This is a genomic window from Spirochaetales bacterium (genome assembly GCA_016930085.1).
In the GTDB taxonomy this organism is placed as follows: domain Bacteria; phylum Spirochaetota; class Spirochaetia; order SZUA-6; family JAFGRV01; genus JAFGHO01.
The window spans coordinates 17,752-34,980 of the sequence record JAFGHO010000105.1 but is presented as its reverse complement, the minus strand read 5'-3'; the positions used below and the strand labels follow the sequence as shown (position 1 = coordinate 34,980).

Here is a 17,229-nt window from a genome sequence, read left to right as displayed (position 1 = left end):
TCTCCCGGCGATCTATATCGATCGTATAAATCATACTATACCCTTTTACCGCCTTTGTTTTTCGTTTTTTTCCTCCACCATTGTGCGAACCGCGAATGGCGCGTCAATTGATGAAAGAGACTGGAACCCCCGGCCATAAGCATCCGGAAAGCCCAAAGGGAAGCGTCCGGTTTTTCAACCGCCCAGCGCTTAAGCCCGAAAATATCCGAATGCCGCGTGTTGGTGCCGCTTACGGTGGTGACCGCACAGGCAACGCCCGTTTCCCTTACCATCTGTTTCAGTGTATGGTTGACATCCCGCCGTTCCCCTCGCGGATAGGCAAACGCCGTGACACGGCCCAACCGTTTCTTCAATACATAAGCGGAACCCGTTATTTCTTCCCGGGCTTTTTCCAAAGAAATTGCCGTCAGGACGGGATGTGTTTGCGTATGCGCCCCGAAGCTGATTCCGGTCCGCGCCATTTCCTCCACTTCATCCCAGCCCATGAGATATTTATCCTGTTGCGCCCGCTGATGACGATCCCATTCAAAAACATGCGATGTGCCGACAAATGACGTCACGAGGAATATCGTGGCGGGAAATCCGTATTTTCTCAATACCGGAAAAGCATAGAGGTAATTATCCCGGTAGCCGTCGTCGAAAGTGATCGCGACCGTATCCGTTTCCGGTGAGGCGCCGTCCGCCAATGAAGCCGCCATCCGTTCGAGTGGAACGACCGTGTACCGGCGACTCAGGTATGCCATGTGCCGTTCGAAGGCGTGCGGTGAAATACTGAGAAAATCGTTCGAGTCGTCGTTGATCCGGTGATAGGTCAAAATGCGGCCGCGCCTTCTGAAAAAAATAAAATAGAAAAACGGCATACCGGTACAAAAATACAACAGAAGAAAGATTCGTTTTATAAATCGCATGACATTCACCCGTTTTTCACCGTCCGCTTCCCCGAATCTCTTTCATGATTCAACAGATTTCCGTATATCCCCTCGATTTCACCGATGACATGTTCGACGCCGAAGTTGGCCGTAACATGTTCTTTCGCTTTTCGCCCCATCGCCCGACACTTCGCCGGGTCCCTCAACAGCCGGAGAACGGCCACTGCGAGGGCATCCGGGTTCCCCGGCTCTACGATGAGGCCCGTTTCTTCATGAACAACAATCTCCGGGCAGCCCCCGACACCGGTCGCCACGACGGGTTTGCCGAGCATGTGCGCTTCGCAAAGGGCGAGTGGCAATCCCTCCCAATACGACGAAGAAACGAATACATCGAACAATCCGACAAGCGGCATGATGTCCGGCTGGTACCCCGTCAGGATCACGTGCGATTCAAGGCCCAATGCCTTTCGCTTCCGCTCGATCATCTTGCGTTCCGGCCCTTCACCAATCAATAAAAACCGCAATTCTGCGAATTCCGCGACGACGGCGACGAGGGCTTTCAACAAGGTCGGGAATCCCTTGGCCTCATCGAGCCGCCCGACCGTGCCGATAATCGGCGAACACCCGGCGATTCCCAGATCGGTCTTTATCCTCCGCGAGGTATCGGGGGATATATGATAGCTGTCCGTTTCAATGGGGGGAAAAACCCTTCGGCCTTTTCCGGCAGGGAAATATCCTTCCGCCTCTCCTTTTCTCAGATTATCATCACTATCACAAATAACCATATTTATCAAACGGATTATGCATTTTTCCGCCATAATACGCAACGATTGCAGAAATCTTCCTTTATAACTTCGATAATGGAATCCGTGTTGACTGTAAATTATTGGGATCCGGCATGCTTTTGCGGCAAAAACGGCAAAAACTGCGGCAACGAGTCCATGCGCGTGGATAAGATCGATACGCTTTTCCTTCACGAAACAATAAACGACCAGGACGGATCGCAGACTGAATCTTTTATTCATGACAATTGTCTTGACGGTAAGGCCTTTTCTTTTACATCGTTCGACAAGCGGGCCGCCGGGTGAACATGCAACATATGAATGAAAAACCTTTCGATCCAGAAATGCGGCCGTCATATAGGTGCATTGCTGGCCGCCGCCCGTCATTGATTTATCGATTATGTTCAAGATATTGTATCTTTTATCCATACATGCAATCCCCGTTATAGCGATTATATTGGAATACGCTCGTCCACTCCCCGTTTCACGAGCCGGTATACCCCGGCCAGAAAGCCGGAGATAAACCAGAAAAAGACGAACACCTGATCCAGCCTGTATTCGTAACTGATAAGAGAGCGCATAAAAAAATTCGTATAACCGCCTATCAGTGCAAGACCGATCACATTAAACCACGTGTTGTCGCTTTTAAAACAGGGAACGGCCAGCCGGAAAACGGAAAACCAGAGGACGATAAGCGCGAGAAGCCCGGCAATGCCGGTTTCGGCCAGTGTGAGTATATAGAAATTATGATCGACCGCGTTACCGCCGGGCATCCTGTCATTGAGCGCGAGTGGATCTCCCATGGCGGTGAAAAACTCGTTATAGGTGTTTATGCCGACTCCCAAAAAAGGATTCCGTTCGAACATGTTCATGGATATCTTGATAAAATCAAGCCGGACATCGACGGAACCGGCCTCGGCATAGAACATACGTTTGAAGAAAGAAGGAAGAAACGGCACCAGGGTTACTATTCCCATAATCAGTATAACGATAAAGAATTTCTTGTTGGACCTGTCCCAGTACCCTTTCCTGATCGTCAGTATGAAAATGAGAACAAGAACAAGACCCAGGGCGACGAGGACGGAGCGCAGGTAGGTGACGATCAGGGCGGAAAGACCCGTAAAAAGAACGAAAATATAAAGCCACTTTGATTGTACTTTTTTACTGCACAACACCAGACAGACAATAAGAGGGATAATGAAACCAAAAACCCCGGCAAGAGAATGGGGATTACCGAATGTACCGGAAATCCTCGTTACTTCCGTCCCTTCAGTCAGGGTTTCCACATATAATTCCGTCTCCTCACCCAGAAAATTAAGCCCGATGGTGCGTTTCATAAAGAATTGCGCCAGGCAAAGCAGACTTTCACCGAACACCATAAAAACAAGAAACAGACTGATTTTCTTGATGTCCTCTACATCCTGTATCATATTAGCGACGAGGAGAAACACAAAAAGACCTTTTAGAAGACGGATAATTTCCAGCATACTCAATTGGGGGTCGATTGAAAGGAAAACAGTCAGGAAATTCATGACGATTAACAGGAGATACGGAATTGAGACGAACGGGAAAAACGAAAATTCTTCTGTCGCCGTCTCTTTTTTATGCAGCAGATGATAAAAAAGGGAAACGATCAGCACAATATCGATAACGCCGACACTCAATCCAAAAGCCCCGCCAGCGTGATGAGAGCGAAAAAACATATTTTTATCCACCCAGAAAAATATTCCCGCTATAAAAACATAAAGCAACCGCTGGCGTATATTCAAATACCGGTAAAACGGGACGATAATCAAAAAACCGAAAAAGATAAACACAATATTTACCGAAATACCGAACAATGTCAGTTTTTCCGTGAACGCCCTTGTCGCGAGAATCAACTGGCCGAAAAGCAGACCGCTGACAAAAATGAGGAGATAGGAAATAATTTTACCAAAAATTTTCTTCTTCCCGATCATGGCATATCCGGACGGTCTAAAGCATGTTGTAGAGAAATTTGGGAATAGTATGTTTTTTCATGTTCAGCACGATACCGAGTATATTTGCATTGACAATCTTTAATTGCTCTTCGGTTTTTTGAAGGGTCTCGCGTTTCGTATAATGGGCGCGAGTTATGACAAGAACCCCGTCCGCCAACGGCGCCATGACAAGACTATCAGAATACTGGCTGACAGGGGGGGCATCAATAACGATAAATTTAAATGTCGTCTTTAGTTTATACAGCAGGCTCTTGAAAGCGAGATCCTTTATCGGTTCGATGATCCTGCCTTTATTATTGCCGCTCGAAATAAAATAGAGATTCGGGTATTCCGCCCTTTTTATACCGGCTGCAATGGTCGATTTTTTTTGCAGTATCTGCAGCAATCCCACGGGCGCCTCTGTTTTGAAGTAGTCGTGCAATAATGGATTATACATATTGGCATCGATAAGCAGCACACGATCAGAAAAGGTATATGCGAGTTCCCTGGCCAGATTAATGGCGATCGACGTGTTACCCTCGTACCGTTTGGAACTGCAGACCATGAGGGCAAAATGCTTTTTACGGGACATCAACGCCGAAAGGTTGTTTTTGAGACGGCCGATTTCATTGATGCGAATTTTGTTTCTATTGCGTTTTTTGAACGCCTTTTTCTGTTCGGTGATGGTGGCCAGGACGGGTAACGCGGTGTATTTGGATATATCATCCGCATTTTTTATCGAATGATCCATAAAATCGAGAAGAAAAACCAGTGCAAGAGAAAAAATCAGGGCTATCGCCAGCCCCAGACCGATCACCAGCATCTTGCGCGGACCGGCCGGTATATTGGAAGCGACCGCCGGTGAAATGAGTCTCACATTGATGATACGCTCTTTATCCAGTTCACTCGTAATCCTCATCTCCTCGAGTTTCATAAGATAGAGATTATAATTGTCCTCGTCATTTTTGATATCCCGTTCGAGTTGATGCACGGTAAGCTGCAGGGAGTTCAATTTCTCGAGTTCCAGTTCATAATTACCGATTTGTTTTTCCTGCTCGCGTTTCTTGCTGTATAAGGCTTTGATATTGACATTATGCTCGAAAAGCTGCGTTTCCGCTTCTTTCATCACTTCTTCCATGTTCGGCGTTATATTCTCCGTCAAAGAATCGATTTGTTTTTTCAACTCCGCTATGGAAGCTTCAGTCTGCGCGATATTGCTCAAAGTTTCCTTATACTCTCCCTTGAGGATCGAGAGTTGATGCAGCAGCAATTCGATCTGATTATCGAGAGATATGATATTGTGTTCGGTCTTTAATTTATTTAATTTTGCTTCGCTTTTGGCCAGACGTGCGCCGATCAATTCCACCTGTTCCTGAAAAAATTCGTAACTGCCTGAAACCTGATGAATCTCTGCGTGATGTTTCATGTATTCGTCTATGATGGCATCGACTATTTTATTTGCCAGTTCCGGATAGAACCACATGACCGAAATTTCAATGACATCCGTGCTTTCCACCTGTTTCACCTGCAAAGCGGACTGCACGGTAATGACCGTGCTTTCAAAATCCGACAATTTCTGTTTCAGGTTCAATTCATACAACACCTGCTTTACATTGTCGATGATATCCGTAAGAAAAAATTTCACTTTGTATTTTATACGGCCGAAAGCCGATTCGGGTTCTTCGTCGTCGGGAAACAGGGTTTTTATTCCCAATCTGGAAACGACCCTTTCGATTATAAACTGATTTTGTATTATCTCTATCTCCGACTTGATATCTTCTTTTCGCAACCCGGCTGCCGAAACCACCTGCTGCTGCGAGGACGGTAGTGAAGAAAGGGGAATGGTCTCACGGCCCATTTTGATCAGAATTTTAGCCTTGGCCTCATAGCTGTCGACAATCATGAATTGCCCGATAACGACGGAAAGAAGGGTCACAAAAAAGAAGAAAAATATTCTGCCTTTATACAAAAAGAGTAAATAGAAGAAATCTCTTATCGAAAATGTCGAATCAGCTTGTTTTTCCATATTCGGTCAACACGGGTCTTCCGGATTTTTAGATAATCCTGTTAATAAACAAAGGGATACACACGGAATATTGTATACCATAGTAGTATAAATTTCGATTTTTGTAAATGCGAAAGATGAAATAATTGAGACCGATCCTGTCTGACACAATGAACCGGATTCGGCGAACCTTTGATTCAAAGGACGCACCCTCGCGGACAAGAGACTACCGCGTGAAAATCCAATATCCGCTTCACTTCGTGGTCATCACCCATACCCCTTCCCATGAGGATGGGGGCTTCAGGGCAAGCTCGCCGCATTTTTCCGCATAGGCGGCCGCTGCCGGGTCGCTCTGCGCGGTCCTCGTGAAGACGGCCTTCGCCTCCTGAAATTTCCCCTTGTAAAAAAGGGCGAGTCCTTCCTGAAAACTCAGTATCAGATCCCGTTTTCTTTCAAATTCTTCGGGATACATGGGTTCGTAGACGGTGACCGCCTCTTTTTTTCCCACAACCGCCACGCGTGAGAGTTCGCGCACGGGAAAGGCGTCCCCTATCTTTTCCTTTGTCCACTGCGATATCATTGTATAGGTATGGAACTGTTTGTTTATCCCCTCAAGGCGCGCCGCGAGGTTCACCCCGTCGCCCATCATCGTATAGTCGAAACGCCCGTGCGACCCCATGTTCCCCACGACCACGGCTGCGGTGTTCAGACCGATACGCATGTACATGTCCCTGCCCGTCCGTTCCCTGAACCCGGGCCTGAGTTCGGCGAGTTTCGTCTGGCACCGGAGCGCCGAACTCACCGCGTGGACCGCGTGGTCTTCGAGGTCGAGGGGCGCGTTCCAGAAAGCGATGATCGCGTCCCCTTCGTACTTGTCGACCGTTCCCCCCTCCTCCAGAATGATGTCGGTCATGGCCGAAAGGTAATCATTGAGAAGCGACGTGAGTTCTTCGGGGGTAAGAGCTTCCGAGATCGAGGTAAACCCCTGGAGATCGGAAAAGAACATGGACAATTCCTTTCGCTCCCCACCGAGTCTGAGCATGTCCGGATTGGCGATCAGCTGTTCGATGAGTGCGGGGCTCAGGTACTGTTTGAAGGCTCCTTTCAAAAAGCGCCTCTGTTTCCCTTCCGTGGAAAAATTGTACACACTCACGCTCACCATGGCCACCACACAACCGATAAGGGGCGCGACAACGGGGAACCTCACGCCCAGGGCATACCCCGCAAGACCGCCTCCCACGGGAAGCAGAAACGCGGCAAAAAAGAGGAGAATGGTCGGAAGCGTGGCTGAAAACAATGAGGCCGCGATACCGATACATATTGCCGGCAGGAGACAGACGATGACGACTGAAACCGGCGGCATATCGACCATAAACGAGCCGGTCAAAAGATTGTCTAAAACCGCGGCGTGGATCTCGACCCCGGCCGCGTTTTCGTCGACCGGCGAGGGCCTCAGATCCTTGAGCCCGGGCGCCGAATAGCCGAAGAGGACATATTTGCCCGCGAGTTCTTCCGGTTTGACTTCCGGTTCAAGCCCTTCATTGAGACGGAGTTCGCTGTTGATGATCGCGGCCGCGGAATAGGTGGGATAGGTACCCGACGCCCCCCGATACCGGATCACCGCGTTTCCCTTTGCGTTAAGCGGAAACGTAATCGGACCTACCGTAAATCCTTTTTCCGAAACAGACGCCTCGAGCCCCGGATACGCCAGAAGATAAAGCCCCACGGAAAGAAGGGGCACGGCCCTGCCGTTAAAAAGGGAAACGAGCCTCGCCTCCCGGAAAATACCGTCCGGATCGGCCTGTTCACTGACATTGCCGAAAGCGGCAAAGGCGGGCGCGAGTTCATCGACGGGAAACGAAACACCGGAAGAAGCCCGGCCGGCAATACCTCCGGATACTTCGATTGCGGGGAGTTTATCCTCGAACGCTTCGGGCCAGGTCCCGTCACCGGATTCATCACTCAGTACCACGGCCCCGACGGCCCTGCCGTAACCGGCAAGGGCGTCCCCGAATGTCCCATCGTCTCCCGGACCGTAAAACGACGGCTCCGAATAAATGACATCGAAGGCAAGCCCTTTTGCCCCGGCGCGTCCGCAAAAATCAACGATAACGCCCATGATCTCCCGCGGCCAGGGCCAGGAAAGGTTGAATGTGTTCTCACCCCAGTCGAGACTTTTCTGGTCGAGGAGAATGACGGCAATTTCATTCGAGGCCTGCCCGGGAGAAGCCATAAGCCGGGCGCGAAGGTCCCAGGTCTGCCCTTCGAAACCGGATATGATGCCGGTATAAAGGAGGAGAAGCGCCAGCCCACCCCCCGCAAGCCCGATAAACGCCCCACGGATTATTTTAAGGATGATTTTCTTCATGGCAGCGATCAGATCTCTTTAATAAACGCCCTGAAACGCTTCTCGCGCCCGGAAGCGTCCCCACGGGAAACAGGCCGGTAATCCTTCATCGCCTTTTTTACCCCGTCGATCCTCTTTCGGGGGTTCGGGTGGGTCTTGGCAAAATCGAGTCCCCCCGGTTTATAGCCCGCATCGAGGGCCTCGAGCAGTTCGATGAGGGCTTCGGGATCATAACCGACCTCAGCAAGTATCTGTACCGCCATCGCATCGGCCTGCAATTCGAACTCCCGCGAATAGCCATTGACGATCAGGGTCTTCGCGATATCGTCGATCGAGGCGGAAAAGGTCTCGGTCAATGCCGCGACCTCCTCATAGCCGGCCGTATCCGCCGCGGTGATCGCGGCACTGGTCAGGGCCTCGGTTATCCGGGCCTGTTTGATCGACTGGAGTCCGTGCTTTTTCACGATATGTCCGATCTCGTGGGCGAGTATCGCGGCTACCCCGTCTTCCGAACGGGCAAGGCGAAGCAGTCCGCGGGTGACAAAGACCAGCCCGCTGGGAGTTGCAAAAGCGTTGATCTCATCCGAATCGAGAATAAGGAAGTGATACCCCCCGAAAAGCTCTGGCCTTTCGGAAAAAAGGGCGAGTGTCTGGCCGAGGAGGTTGATATAGTCGGTGGCCTTTTTATTGCGGTACGGCTTGTACTGATCGAGAACCATCGCGCCCACCGCCCTGCCGATGTAATACTCCTGTTCCGGGGTGAAATCCTCCATGCTTTTCTGTATCTTGCCCGCGGTATCGGCGACCTGTTTTATATCGCTGATGCTGATATCTTCAATCGAAATACAAGACCCCGCCGTCATCGCGACAGTCACCGCAAGAATAACAAGGACAACTCTCATCATACACCCCCTTCCACGCCTTCAAGTCCGCCGGCGCCGAGGAACTCCTCCATCTGTCCGGGCGTGACCACGATCTTCTCCATTCTGTCGACTTCTGAAAAATCGAGGTCCTTCTCTTTCCTGTACTGCTTTTCGACCTGTTCGTTGAACCCCTTTCCGGCAAGCACGACGTCATCCGAATCGGCATATTTTTCCGTATCGGTCTTTCCGGCCTTGAGAACGATCTTTTTTTTGGTCAGGGCCGATGAATGAACCCAGCCCTCCCTTCCGCCTGAAAGCCGCACCCGGTACCAGTCCTTTTCGAGTGAAACGGTATCGACCATCTCGCCATATGTGAGTACGGCAAGAATTTTTCCCAGATACGACGGTTTTTCCCGGGCCTGGGTTTCCTTGACGATAATGCTCATTTTCCCGCTCTGGGCTGCGGCCGTGACGCCGGATAAAACGATCAAAAGCATGATGCATGGCAATAGTTTTTTCATTGGTTCCTCCCCTCAGGTTGATCTTCTCTTTATTGTAATCGTTCACCATACAAATTTCAAGGCGGCCCGCGAACGGACAATCATATGGTATCATTCAAGAACATGAAAAACGATACAGTCTTTTCCGCCTTTTTTCACCTCGTACAACGCCAGGTCAACCAGATGGATCAGATCGATTTCTTTACGGCCGGGAATTTCCCCGTTCTGGATCGCAACGCCGATGCTGATCGTCGGTTTGAGCGCGGTAATATCCGCAAAGCGTTCGGATAGAAACTTCAGTCTGATTCTGTCGGCAATGACCATCGCTTCCTTTTTACCACAATAAAGGAGACTGAGAATAAACTCGTCGCCCCCGTACCTTCCTGCCGAATCGTTGTTTCCGGCCGACCCGCTGATAACTCCAGCAAGGGTTTTCAATACGCTGCCTCCCGCCGGGTGTCCGAAAGAGTCATTAATCGCCTTGAAATCGTCGATATCGATCATCATCAGGCTGATCGGGAACACATGCCGTCCCGATTCAATGAACGCCGCCTGAATACGCCGGTGAATTGCCAGGTGGTTGTATAATATCGTGCGGCCGTCCAATTCCGTCCGTGACCTTTATCTTTTTCCTGTAGCCGTAAAGCCAGAAATAAAAAAGAGACATATAAAGCGTAATCCCGAGGATAATAAAAACGGGAAGCGTTATGAAAATCACCGCGACTCCTTTAATAAATACGGAATACTTCACAGGAAATAAATTTCACGTATCTGTTGTTACCATTAAATATATGAAATTGCCCGGCTAATTCAATCAATCCCATGAGAAAACAGAATTTGAAAAATAGTATTTGATATTTTTATCGGGATGCATATTAATATAATATATAAGTCGCAGACGGAAGACGATGCTGCCGTTCCACCGTAAAGAGGTACCGTATTGAAAACAAAAGAAAAACATGTCGATACACCGGATTATTTCAACAAATATTATAAAGGCGTAAGCCGCGCGTTTATTATTGCCGTGACCGTATTCGAAGTGATCATTATTTTCGTCCTGTTCTTTGTTGTGGGAAACATGATGGCCGGATACCTCACGGTTTCCGCCCTTTTCATCAATATTTTCAGCCTTGTTCTTGTCATCAAAGACAGAATAAGAATCGGTAACGGCATTTTCCTTCTCACCCTCCAGGTACTGCTTGCCTTTGTCCTCGCCTACAGCCCCGTAACGGAGATAGCCCAGGTATTGATTACGATTTACGGGCTTTCCGTCGCCCTGCTTATTCCGTCGGGGATTTTAGTCAACAGGTATTTCACCATCATCAGCGCGATAACATGTTTGGGCCCTTCGGTATACGTGATTCTGCAATCCGGACAGCAATCACTCATCACCAGAATCCCCCTCTTTTTTATTTTTTATATTATGGCGTGCACGCTTATCATCATCGTTTCAAATGCCCAGAATAAACTTGTCGATAATGCAATCAATGAAAATCTGAAAACGGGGGAGATGCTCGGGAGGAACAATAAAATCATCGGGGATGTCGTCCACTTCAAAAAAAGGCTCAATGAAAGCCAGACAAAAATATCGGCCCAACTCAGGGAAATCGACGCTATTTTCAGCAATTACTCCACACGGGTGGACACCCTTTCCAAAACCTCGGGTTACCTGTCCGATAAAATCAACGATACGCAGAAAAATCTGGATGTCTTTATTTCCGAAATCGAAAACATCATCGGGATTATCCGTAAACAGCAGGTCCTCGTGTCCGCCAATACCTCGGAACAGCAAAAAATTCTCGGTTCCCTCGACGATATTTCTCAGCATGTCACAACCTCACGCACCATCAACCAGGCTCTTTCCTCGAAAGCGATCTCGGGCAGGGAAAGTGTCACCGAAGTCGTCAACATCATCGGGGAACTCGGCAATTACAAAAGCCGGATGGAAGAAATAATCGAGGCCATTTCGACGATATCGGGACAGACGGACCTTCTCGCGATGAACGCTTCGATCGAGGCGGCGCACGCGGGAGAGGCGGGAAAGGGATTTTCCGTTGTCGCGGATGAAATACGAAAACTGGCGGACGGCTCCAGAACGAGAACGATGGAGATACACGATCTCATAAAGGAAATGAACGACCGTATTTCGGAAAGCGTCGCTCTTGTCAAGGACACGAGCGAATCGTTTTACGGGATTATCGAAGGAATCGAAAAATCCTCCCCCCTCATCTCCGATATCGCCGGCTCCATGGACAATCTGGTAAATAAAAGCGGAACCTTTATCGAAGAAAACAGCGACCTGATCGCGATGAACGATTCCATGAGCGCCAGCGCGGCCAAGGAAGAAGAGATTTCGCGGACCTATGTGGCGACATTCGGGGAACTCAAAGATTACTTTTCCGAATTGTACGACATTATTTCGAGCCTCAAGGATTACAAGGAAAAATCCGTCCGCATCATGGAAACCATCACGGAGATAAAAAAGGAAAATCTCGAAATAAACAGGAATATCGACAACCTCCTGGCCGGTGTCTCCGGCGCCGCGGACACGGATGCCGCCCCCGCGTGAAGCGGGGACGCGGTGATAAAAAGTGAAGGTTAAATGAAAGAAAAAGAGGAATTAAACATCGGATTGTACGAATTACACGGATTGAATAATTGGCTTCAGTTGAATGATTATATAAAAAGATTTCTATCACACAGAGGAATGGTTTTCCTTTGTGTTTTTTGTGACCTCTTTGAGATAATTGTACTCCTCCCTTATAATAAAAAACTTTGTATATAGGAAACTCACCAATACCTTATTATCCGCGTAATCCGGTTAATCCGATGTTCATATTGATTGGGCAATAATCAAGGCACACTGAAATCTGATTTATTTCATTATAAAAAAATATGCAAACCATTTAAATGATAACATTACGTAAAAAAATTATATTAATTCTTGACCCTGCAATAATTTGCGACTATAGATAGCTATGAGCATAAAAAAGACATTACACATACTCAAAAAAGCATACCACCTGGAAAAAAAGGGAAATAAGAAAGAAGCCTTCACCCTGTACAAGACGATTCTCGAAACGGATGAAACGAACCCCTTTGCCCATAATAACCTGGCCGCCATATATCATGAAAACAATGACGCCGGGCGTGCCGAATTCCATTATCGTAAGGCAATCGATAGCAAGCAGAATTTCACCGATGCGATGTACAATCTCGGTATACTCCTGAAGCAGCAGGACCGGAAGCAGGAAGCGGTCGACCTTTTCGAGGACATCATGAAAAACGCAAAAAAACGAGTCGATAAATATTCGGCTAAGGAAGAATTGCATGCATTAACGGGATACACCTACGAAAAATGTGATATATGCGGCTGCATATCCCTCCTGGGTTCGCAATTTACCCACACTGCATGTACAAGCATATGTCCCGGCTGTTTCGAACGCCGTTCATTTTTTCACCACGCATACGTCATTTTAATCATTTCATGTTTTTTCATATTTTTATTTGCACTCGTTTTTTCCCAACCCGGTATCACGTTCAGACCCGTTATTATCATTATAAACATGACGCTGATTTTGATAAGCAATATTCTTATGATCGTATTACACGAAGGCGCCCATGCACTCGTTTACGCATTGTTGCATGGGAGGATATTTGAAATCGTCACAGGTACCGGCCCCCTTATACTGAGAAAATTAATAAACAAACGGATGTTTATTACAATCAGAAAAACCCTGAATGCCGGATTATGCGCCGCTGTCTTCCCCGTGGATGGAAAGCTGCGATTTCGCATCATCATGGGAACGAGTGCGGGTATCGTGTTTCATTTATTCGTATTGTTGGTGATTTTATTTACATGCGGATTTTCGATTCAAAATATAGGCATACGTATTGCCTTATGTGAAGTCGTATGTATATCCTCTTTTCTCAATTTCCTGTTCAGCCTGTATCCCCGTCAAATAAAAATGGGGTTGTCGTCCTATCGTTCAGACGGCCTGGCTTTATGGGAATATATTACAAAAGGAGTTAATATTGTCGAATACACGAAAAATAAGTTGTATATCGAATGCGTATATGCTTTACGGTTGAGGCGATTTAATAAGGTTGTCGATCTCTGCGATCATGCTCCGTATGATGTGCATACCGATTTGCATTTTCTCATTGTCAAGGCCAATGCCATTGCTTCACTCGGCAAAGAGAATGAAGCGATACATCTTCTTGAAAAAACAAAAGAACACCGGGAAAAAGAAAATTATCAAAATGATGAGCGCGACAGGTTCGAATTCGATAATGTATATCTGTTCAACAACCTCGCCTATTTTTTACTGCGCCGTTCATTAATAAGCGGCGAATGCGGCAATGCAATGGAATATGCGCGTTATGCGTATGAACGCCTGCCATGGAACCCTTCTATACAAGGAACCTATGGTTTCTCGCTGTTGCAGCATGACCGTACCGATGAGGGATTATTCTGCCTCAGACAATCATTCAGGAATCATGAAAACACAAAAAACAAGGCAATCACCGCCGCATTGTGTGCGTTAGCCTGTTACAGAAAAAACGAGATGAAAGAAGCACGAACATTTCTGGAAAAGGCTGTCTCCCTCGATCCGGACGAAATCACGGTACAACGTGTGATCGCCGTCACCGGCGGTTTGACCAAAAAACCTCACTCCCCGCCTTCGGGGTCGGGGTAGCGAAACACTTCGGATGTGTAATTCGAGACAAGCAGGTCGCCTCCGTCCCGTCCGACGATCCGGTCCGGGAAAAGGGGGATCTTGCCGCCACCGCCCGGCGCGTCGATGACGTAGGTGGGGACCGCGAACCCGGTGGTAAACCCCTGCAGCCCCCGGATGATCTCGAGCCCTTTTTTGACCGGGGTTCTGAAATGGGCGGAACCGGTAATGGGATCGCACTGGTAGAGGTAATACGGCCGCACCCTCATCGTAAGGAGTCCGTGCATCAGCGTCTTCATGCATTCGACCGAATCATTGATCCCCGCAAGCAGCACGGTCTGGCTTCCCATCGGTATACCCGCGTCCGCGAGCCGGTTTAAGGCAAAGGCGGTCTCGCCGGTCAGTTCGTCCGGGTGGGTGACGTGGATACTCATCCAGAGGGGATGGTAACGCCCGAGCATCTCAACGAGATCGGCCGTGATCCGCTGGGGCAGAACGACCGGTACCCTGGTACCGATGCGGACGATCTGAACATGGGGGATTCCTTTCAGCCGTTCGAGCAGCCACTCGAGTTTACGGTCCGAAAGCATGAGGGGGTCGCCGCCCGATACGAGAACGTCACGGATATCGGTGTTGCCGCGAATGTAATCGATACCCTTTTCCCATTCCGGCTTTGCCGATGAAATATCGTGACGGCCGCCGACGAGCCTGCTTCGCGTGCAATACCTGCAATAGGCCGCGCAAAGACCGGTGACGAGAAAAAGGACCCTGTCGGGGTAACGGTGCACGATGCAGGAAGCCCGCCGGTGTTTTTCCTCGCCGAGCGGGTCGTCCCGCTCTCCGGGGCTCACGCGTGTCTCGCTTAACACTGGTATGACGGTTCGTCTGACGGGATCGTCCGTGCCGCTTCCCTCGACGAGGTGGGCGAAGTAGGGCGTCAGTGAAAACGGCAGCTGCGATTCGACCGCTTCAAGGGCCTTTTTCTCGCCTTCGGAAAGGGTAACGACCGCTTCGATACCTTCACGGTCGCGTATTCTGTTCAAAAGCTGCCACCGCCAGTCGTTCCAGTCGTTTTGCGAAACACCGGGGAAAAAGCGTCTGCGGAAGGAATCGGCCTTTTCCGAGATAACGGAAAAACTTTCTTTTTCGGACCCGTTTCCATGTATCGTCGTTTTCCGATACATGTGTGATGTTCCGGTCGATCGCCGGTCGTCCCTGATTATCATCTTCCTCCCTTTTCTGCGCGATCCAGGTTGTTTCTGAACCTCAATTTATTATCATAATACTCATATTTGAAAAAATCATCAAGGCGAATGCCCTCAGGAAATTCACGCTATGTCTCCTCCTGCCCGCTTTCGAGCAGTTTCAACACTTCTTCCGCCTTTTGAACAGGTATCCGCGCCGCCTTTGCCACTTCCCCGGGTCCCGCTTCGATCATTTTCCCGATCGAGCCGAATGTATGGAGCAGCATCGCGCTTCTTTTCCGCCCGATTCCCTTGATGTTCTCGAGTATCGAGTGGGAGACCGATTTTTTCCTCAACCGTCTGTTCAGACCGACGGCAAACCGGTGCGCTTCGTCCCTGACGGCCTCGAGCAACCTCAGCGCCGGAGACGCGGGATCGAGAATGATCGGGTTCTCCTTTCCCGGCACGAATATTTCTTCGTTCTTTTTGGCAAGACCGATGACGGGAATATCGGCGAGTTCGAGCGCGCGCAATATCTTACAGACGGAAGAAAGCTGGCCCTTCCCTCCGTCGACGAGGATGAGGTCCGGCCGGGTGAGATGTTCGTTCACCACGCGGGTATAACGCCGGGCCACCACTTCCCGGAGCGCTTCGTAATCGTCGATCTTCCCGTCCCCGAGCGAACGGAGCCTGAAATACCTGTAGGAGGCTTTATCCGCGAGACCGCCGGAAAAAGAAACCATCGACCCGACCGTATATTCACCCGCCAGGTGGGATATATCGAACCCCTCGATTCTCGAGGGAAGCCGCCCGATCCCCAATACACTTTCGAGTTCTTCAAGGGCTTTCAGGGAATCGAGTTTTCTGATCCGCGCCTCTATCTCCTCGCGGGCATTCTCCTCCGCCGTAGCGATAACGTCGGCATGCTTTCCTTTTCTGGGGATTTTGATGCGGACGTTCCCCTTGCTATCCGAGAAATAGGCACGAAGGGTTTCCTCGTCCGACGAACCGGCGGGAAGATAGACGGCCGATGGCAGTGTCCGGATTTTGTCATAGTACTGGATGATACATTGACAGAGGGCCTCCGTTTCCGTCGAATAGAATTCCACGGGGAACACCTCCCTGCCGGAGAGAATCCCGCCCCGGTACTTGAGGACGACAAAGGTGCAGAGGTTTTCATGTGTTGCATACCCGATATAATCGCGGGCTTCGTGGTGCGGATCGACGACCTGCTGCACTTCCCTCACGTGTGTTATGGCATGCATCCGGTCCCGGTAGGCGGCCGCCCGCTCGTAATCCATCCGCCCGGCAGCCTCAGTCATCCTTTTTTTGAGTTCATGCAACAGATCGTCCGTTTTCCCGGAGAGAAGTTTCCTGATCCTGTCGACGGTAAGGTTGTACTCCTCCTGCGTGATGCTGCCGCAGCATGGCGCCGAACAGCGCTTGATATGATAGTAGAGGCAGGGATGCTTCCGTTTTTTCAGCTTTCCCTTGCATTTTCTTAAAGGGAAATACCGCTCGATAATCTGGAGATAAAGGTCGATCCGTCGGGTGTCGGGAAAGGGACCGAAATATTGGGAACCGTCGAAAACAATATGGCGCGTCCGGAAAACCCGCGGGAACCTCTCATCGGTAATTCTGATCACCGGATACGATTTCCCGTCCTTGAGATTTATATTGAACCGCGGCGTCCACTGCTTGATGAGACTGTTTTCCAAAAGCAGCGCCTCATACTCGTTCCGGGTAATAATCACCTCGATATCGGAAGCCCGTTCCGTGAGGATCTGTGTCTTGATATCCTTTTCACCGGAAAAATACGATTTCAGCCGTTTTTTCAGGCTTCGCGCTTTTCCGACATAGATGATCTTCTTCCGGTTTTTGAAGAGATAGACACCCGGTTTGTCCGGCATTTCATCGATCTTCCGCTTGAGGTAAAGGATTGTGTCTTTCGCATCCATATAAATGTCCCTGCTTTATCTTACTATAAAAAAAGGGAATGAAAAAGGGGAATGATAGCGGCCGTCCAAGCCGTTTCCCCTTAT

Annotated in this window: 13 protein-coding genes; 2 read left to right on the top strand and 11 right to left on the bottom strand. The window is 49.2% G+C overall.

Going from position 1 to position 17,229, the window contains the following annotated elements; all coding sequences use genetic code 11:
* Positions 1-35 precede the first annotated feature (35 nt).
* The 9 genes from JW881_17905 to JW881_17865 all read right to left on the bottom strand — a co-directional run bounded on the left by JW881_17905 (position 36) and on the right by JW881_17865 (position 10,042).
* Positions 36-908, bottom strand: coding sequence for a polysaccharide deacetylase family protein (locus JW881_17905; protein ID MBN1699400.1), 873 nt, complete (start codon positions 906-908; stop codon positions 36-38).
* Positions 909-913: 5 nt separating this feature from the next.
* Complete coding sequence (locus JW881_17900; protein ID MBN1699399.1) at positions 914-2,080, bottom strand: glycosyltransferase; 1,167 nt, start codon at positions 2,078-2,080, stop codon at positions 914-916.
* A 23-nt stretch (positions 2,081-2,103) separates the two neighbouring features.
* Positions 2,104-3,609 carry an O-antigen ligase family protein gene (locus JW881_17895; GenBank protein ID MBN1699398.1) on the bottom strand — a complete coding sequence of 502 codons (1,506 nt, stop codon included), beginning with the start codon at positions 3,607-3,609 and terminating at the stop codon, positions 2,104-2,106.
* Positions 3,610-3,625: 16 nt separating this feature from the next.
* Positions 3,626-5,635 (bottom strand): polysaccharide biosynthesis tyrosine autokinase, encoded by a 2,010-nt coding sequence (locus JW881_17890; GenBank protein MBN1699397.1) that lies wholly within the window; start codon positions 5,633-5,635, stop codon positions 3,626-3,628.
* Positions 5,636-5,867: 232 nt separating this feature from the next.
* Entirely contained in the window at positions 5,868-7,982 is a 2,115-nt protein-coding gene (locus JW881_17885) for an adenylate/guanylate cyclase domain-containing protein (protein ID MBN1699396.1), read from the bottom strand.
* A gap of 8 nt (positions 7,983-7,990) precedes the next feature.
* A complete protein-coding gene (locus JW881_17880) occupies positions 7,991-8,866 on the bottom strand; it encodes a M48 family metalloprotease (protein ID MBN1699395.1) in 876 nt (291 codons plus the stop codon).
* Entirely contained in the window at positions 8,863-9,345 is a 483-nt protein-coding gene (locus JW881_17875; GenBank protein MBN1699394.1) for an SH3 domain-containing protein, read from the bottom strand. The genes JW881_17880 and JW881_17875 overlap by 4 nt, the downstream gene beginning before the upstream one ends.
* Positions 9,346-9,435: 90 nt before the next feature.
* Entirely contained in the window at positions 9,436-9,930 is a 495-nt protein-coding gene (locus tag JW881_17870; GenBank protein ID MBN1699393.1) for a GGDEF domain-containing protein, read from the bottom strand.
* Positions 9,863-10,042, bottom strand: coding sequence for a hypothetical protein (locus JW881_17865; protein ID MBN1699392.1), 180 nt, complete (start codon positions 10,040-10,042; stop codon positions 9,863-9,865). Before JW881_17865 ends, JW881_17870 begins: the two co-directional genes overlap by 68 nt.
* 222 nt (positions 10,043-10,264) lie before the next feature.
* Here JW881_17865 and JW881_17860 point away from each other — a divergent pair, with 222 nt between their 5' ends.
* Positions 10,265-11,893, top strand: coding sequence for a hypothetical protein (locus JW881_17860; GenBank protein MBN1699391.1), 1,629 nt, complete (start codon positions 10,265-10,267; stop codon positions 11,891-11,893).
* Between the two features lie 409 nt (positions 11,894-12,302).
* On the top strand, positions 12,303-14,024 hold the full coding sequence (locus JW881_17855; protein ID MBN1699390.1) for a tetratricopeptide repeat protein: 1,722 nt from the start codon (positions 12,303-12,305) through the stop codon (positions 14,022-14,024).
* Here the strand turns inward: JW881_17855 and JW881_17850 are convergent.
* Complete coding sequence (locus tag JW881_17850; GenBank protein MBN1699389.1) at positions 13,997-15,229, bottom strand: KamA family radical SAM protein; 1,233 nt, start codon at positions 15,227-15,229, stop codon at positions 13,997-13,999. The genes JW881_17855 and JW881_17850 overlap by 28 nt on opposite strands.
* A gap of 107 nt (positions 15,230-15,336) precedes the next feature.
* The gene (gene uvrC, locus JW881_17845) at positions 15,337-17,145 is read right to left on the bottom strand and encodes an excinuclease ABC subunit UvrC (GenBank protein ID MBN1699388.1); all 1,809 of its coding nucleotides are present in this window, start codon (positions 17,143-17,145) and stop codon (positions 15,337-15,339) included.
* Between the last annotated feature and the right edge of the window lie 84 nt (positions 17,146-17,229).

Coding starts and splice junctions, on each gene's coding strand:
- JW881_17880 (MBN1699395.1), bottom strand. CDS start 8,866: ATGATGAGAGTTGTCCTTGTTATTCTTGCGGTGACTGTCGCGATGACG.
- JW881_17890 (MBN1699397.1), bottom strand. CDS start 5,635: ATGGAAAAACAAGCTGATTCGACATTTTCGATAAGAGATTTCTTCTAT.
- JW881_17875 (MBN1699394.1), bottom strand. CDS start 9,345: ATGAAAAAACTATTGCCATGCATCATGCTTTTGATCGTTTTATCCGGC.
- uvrC (MBN1699388.1), bottom strand. CDS start 17,145: ATGGATGCGAAAGACACAATCCTTTACCTCAAGCGGAAGATCGATGAA.
- JW881_17885 (MBN1699396.1), bottom strand. CDS start 7,982: ATGAAGAAAATCATCCTTAAAATAATCCGTGGGGCGTTTATCGGGCTT.
- JW881_17905 (MBN1699400.1), bottom strand. CDS start 908: ATGCGATTTATAAAACGAATCTTTCTTCTGTTGTATTTTTGTACCGGT.
- JW881_17895 (MBN1699398.1), bottom strand. CDS start 3,609: ATGATCGGGAAGAAGAAAATTTTTGGTAAAATTATTTCCTATCTCCTC.
- JW881_17900 (MBN1699399.1), bottom strand. CDS start 2,080: ATGGATAAAAGATACAATATCTTGAACATAATCGATAAATCAATGACG.
- JW881_17850 (MBN1699389.1), bottom strand. CDS start 15,229: ATGATAATCAGGGACGACCGGCGATCGACCGGAACATCACACATGTAT.
- JW881_17855 (MBN1699390.1), top strand. CDS start 12,303: ATGAGCATAAAAAAGACATTACACATACTCAAAAAAGCATACCACCTG.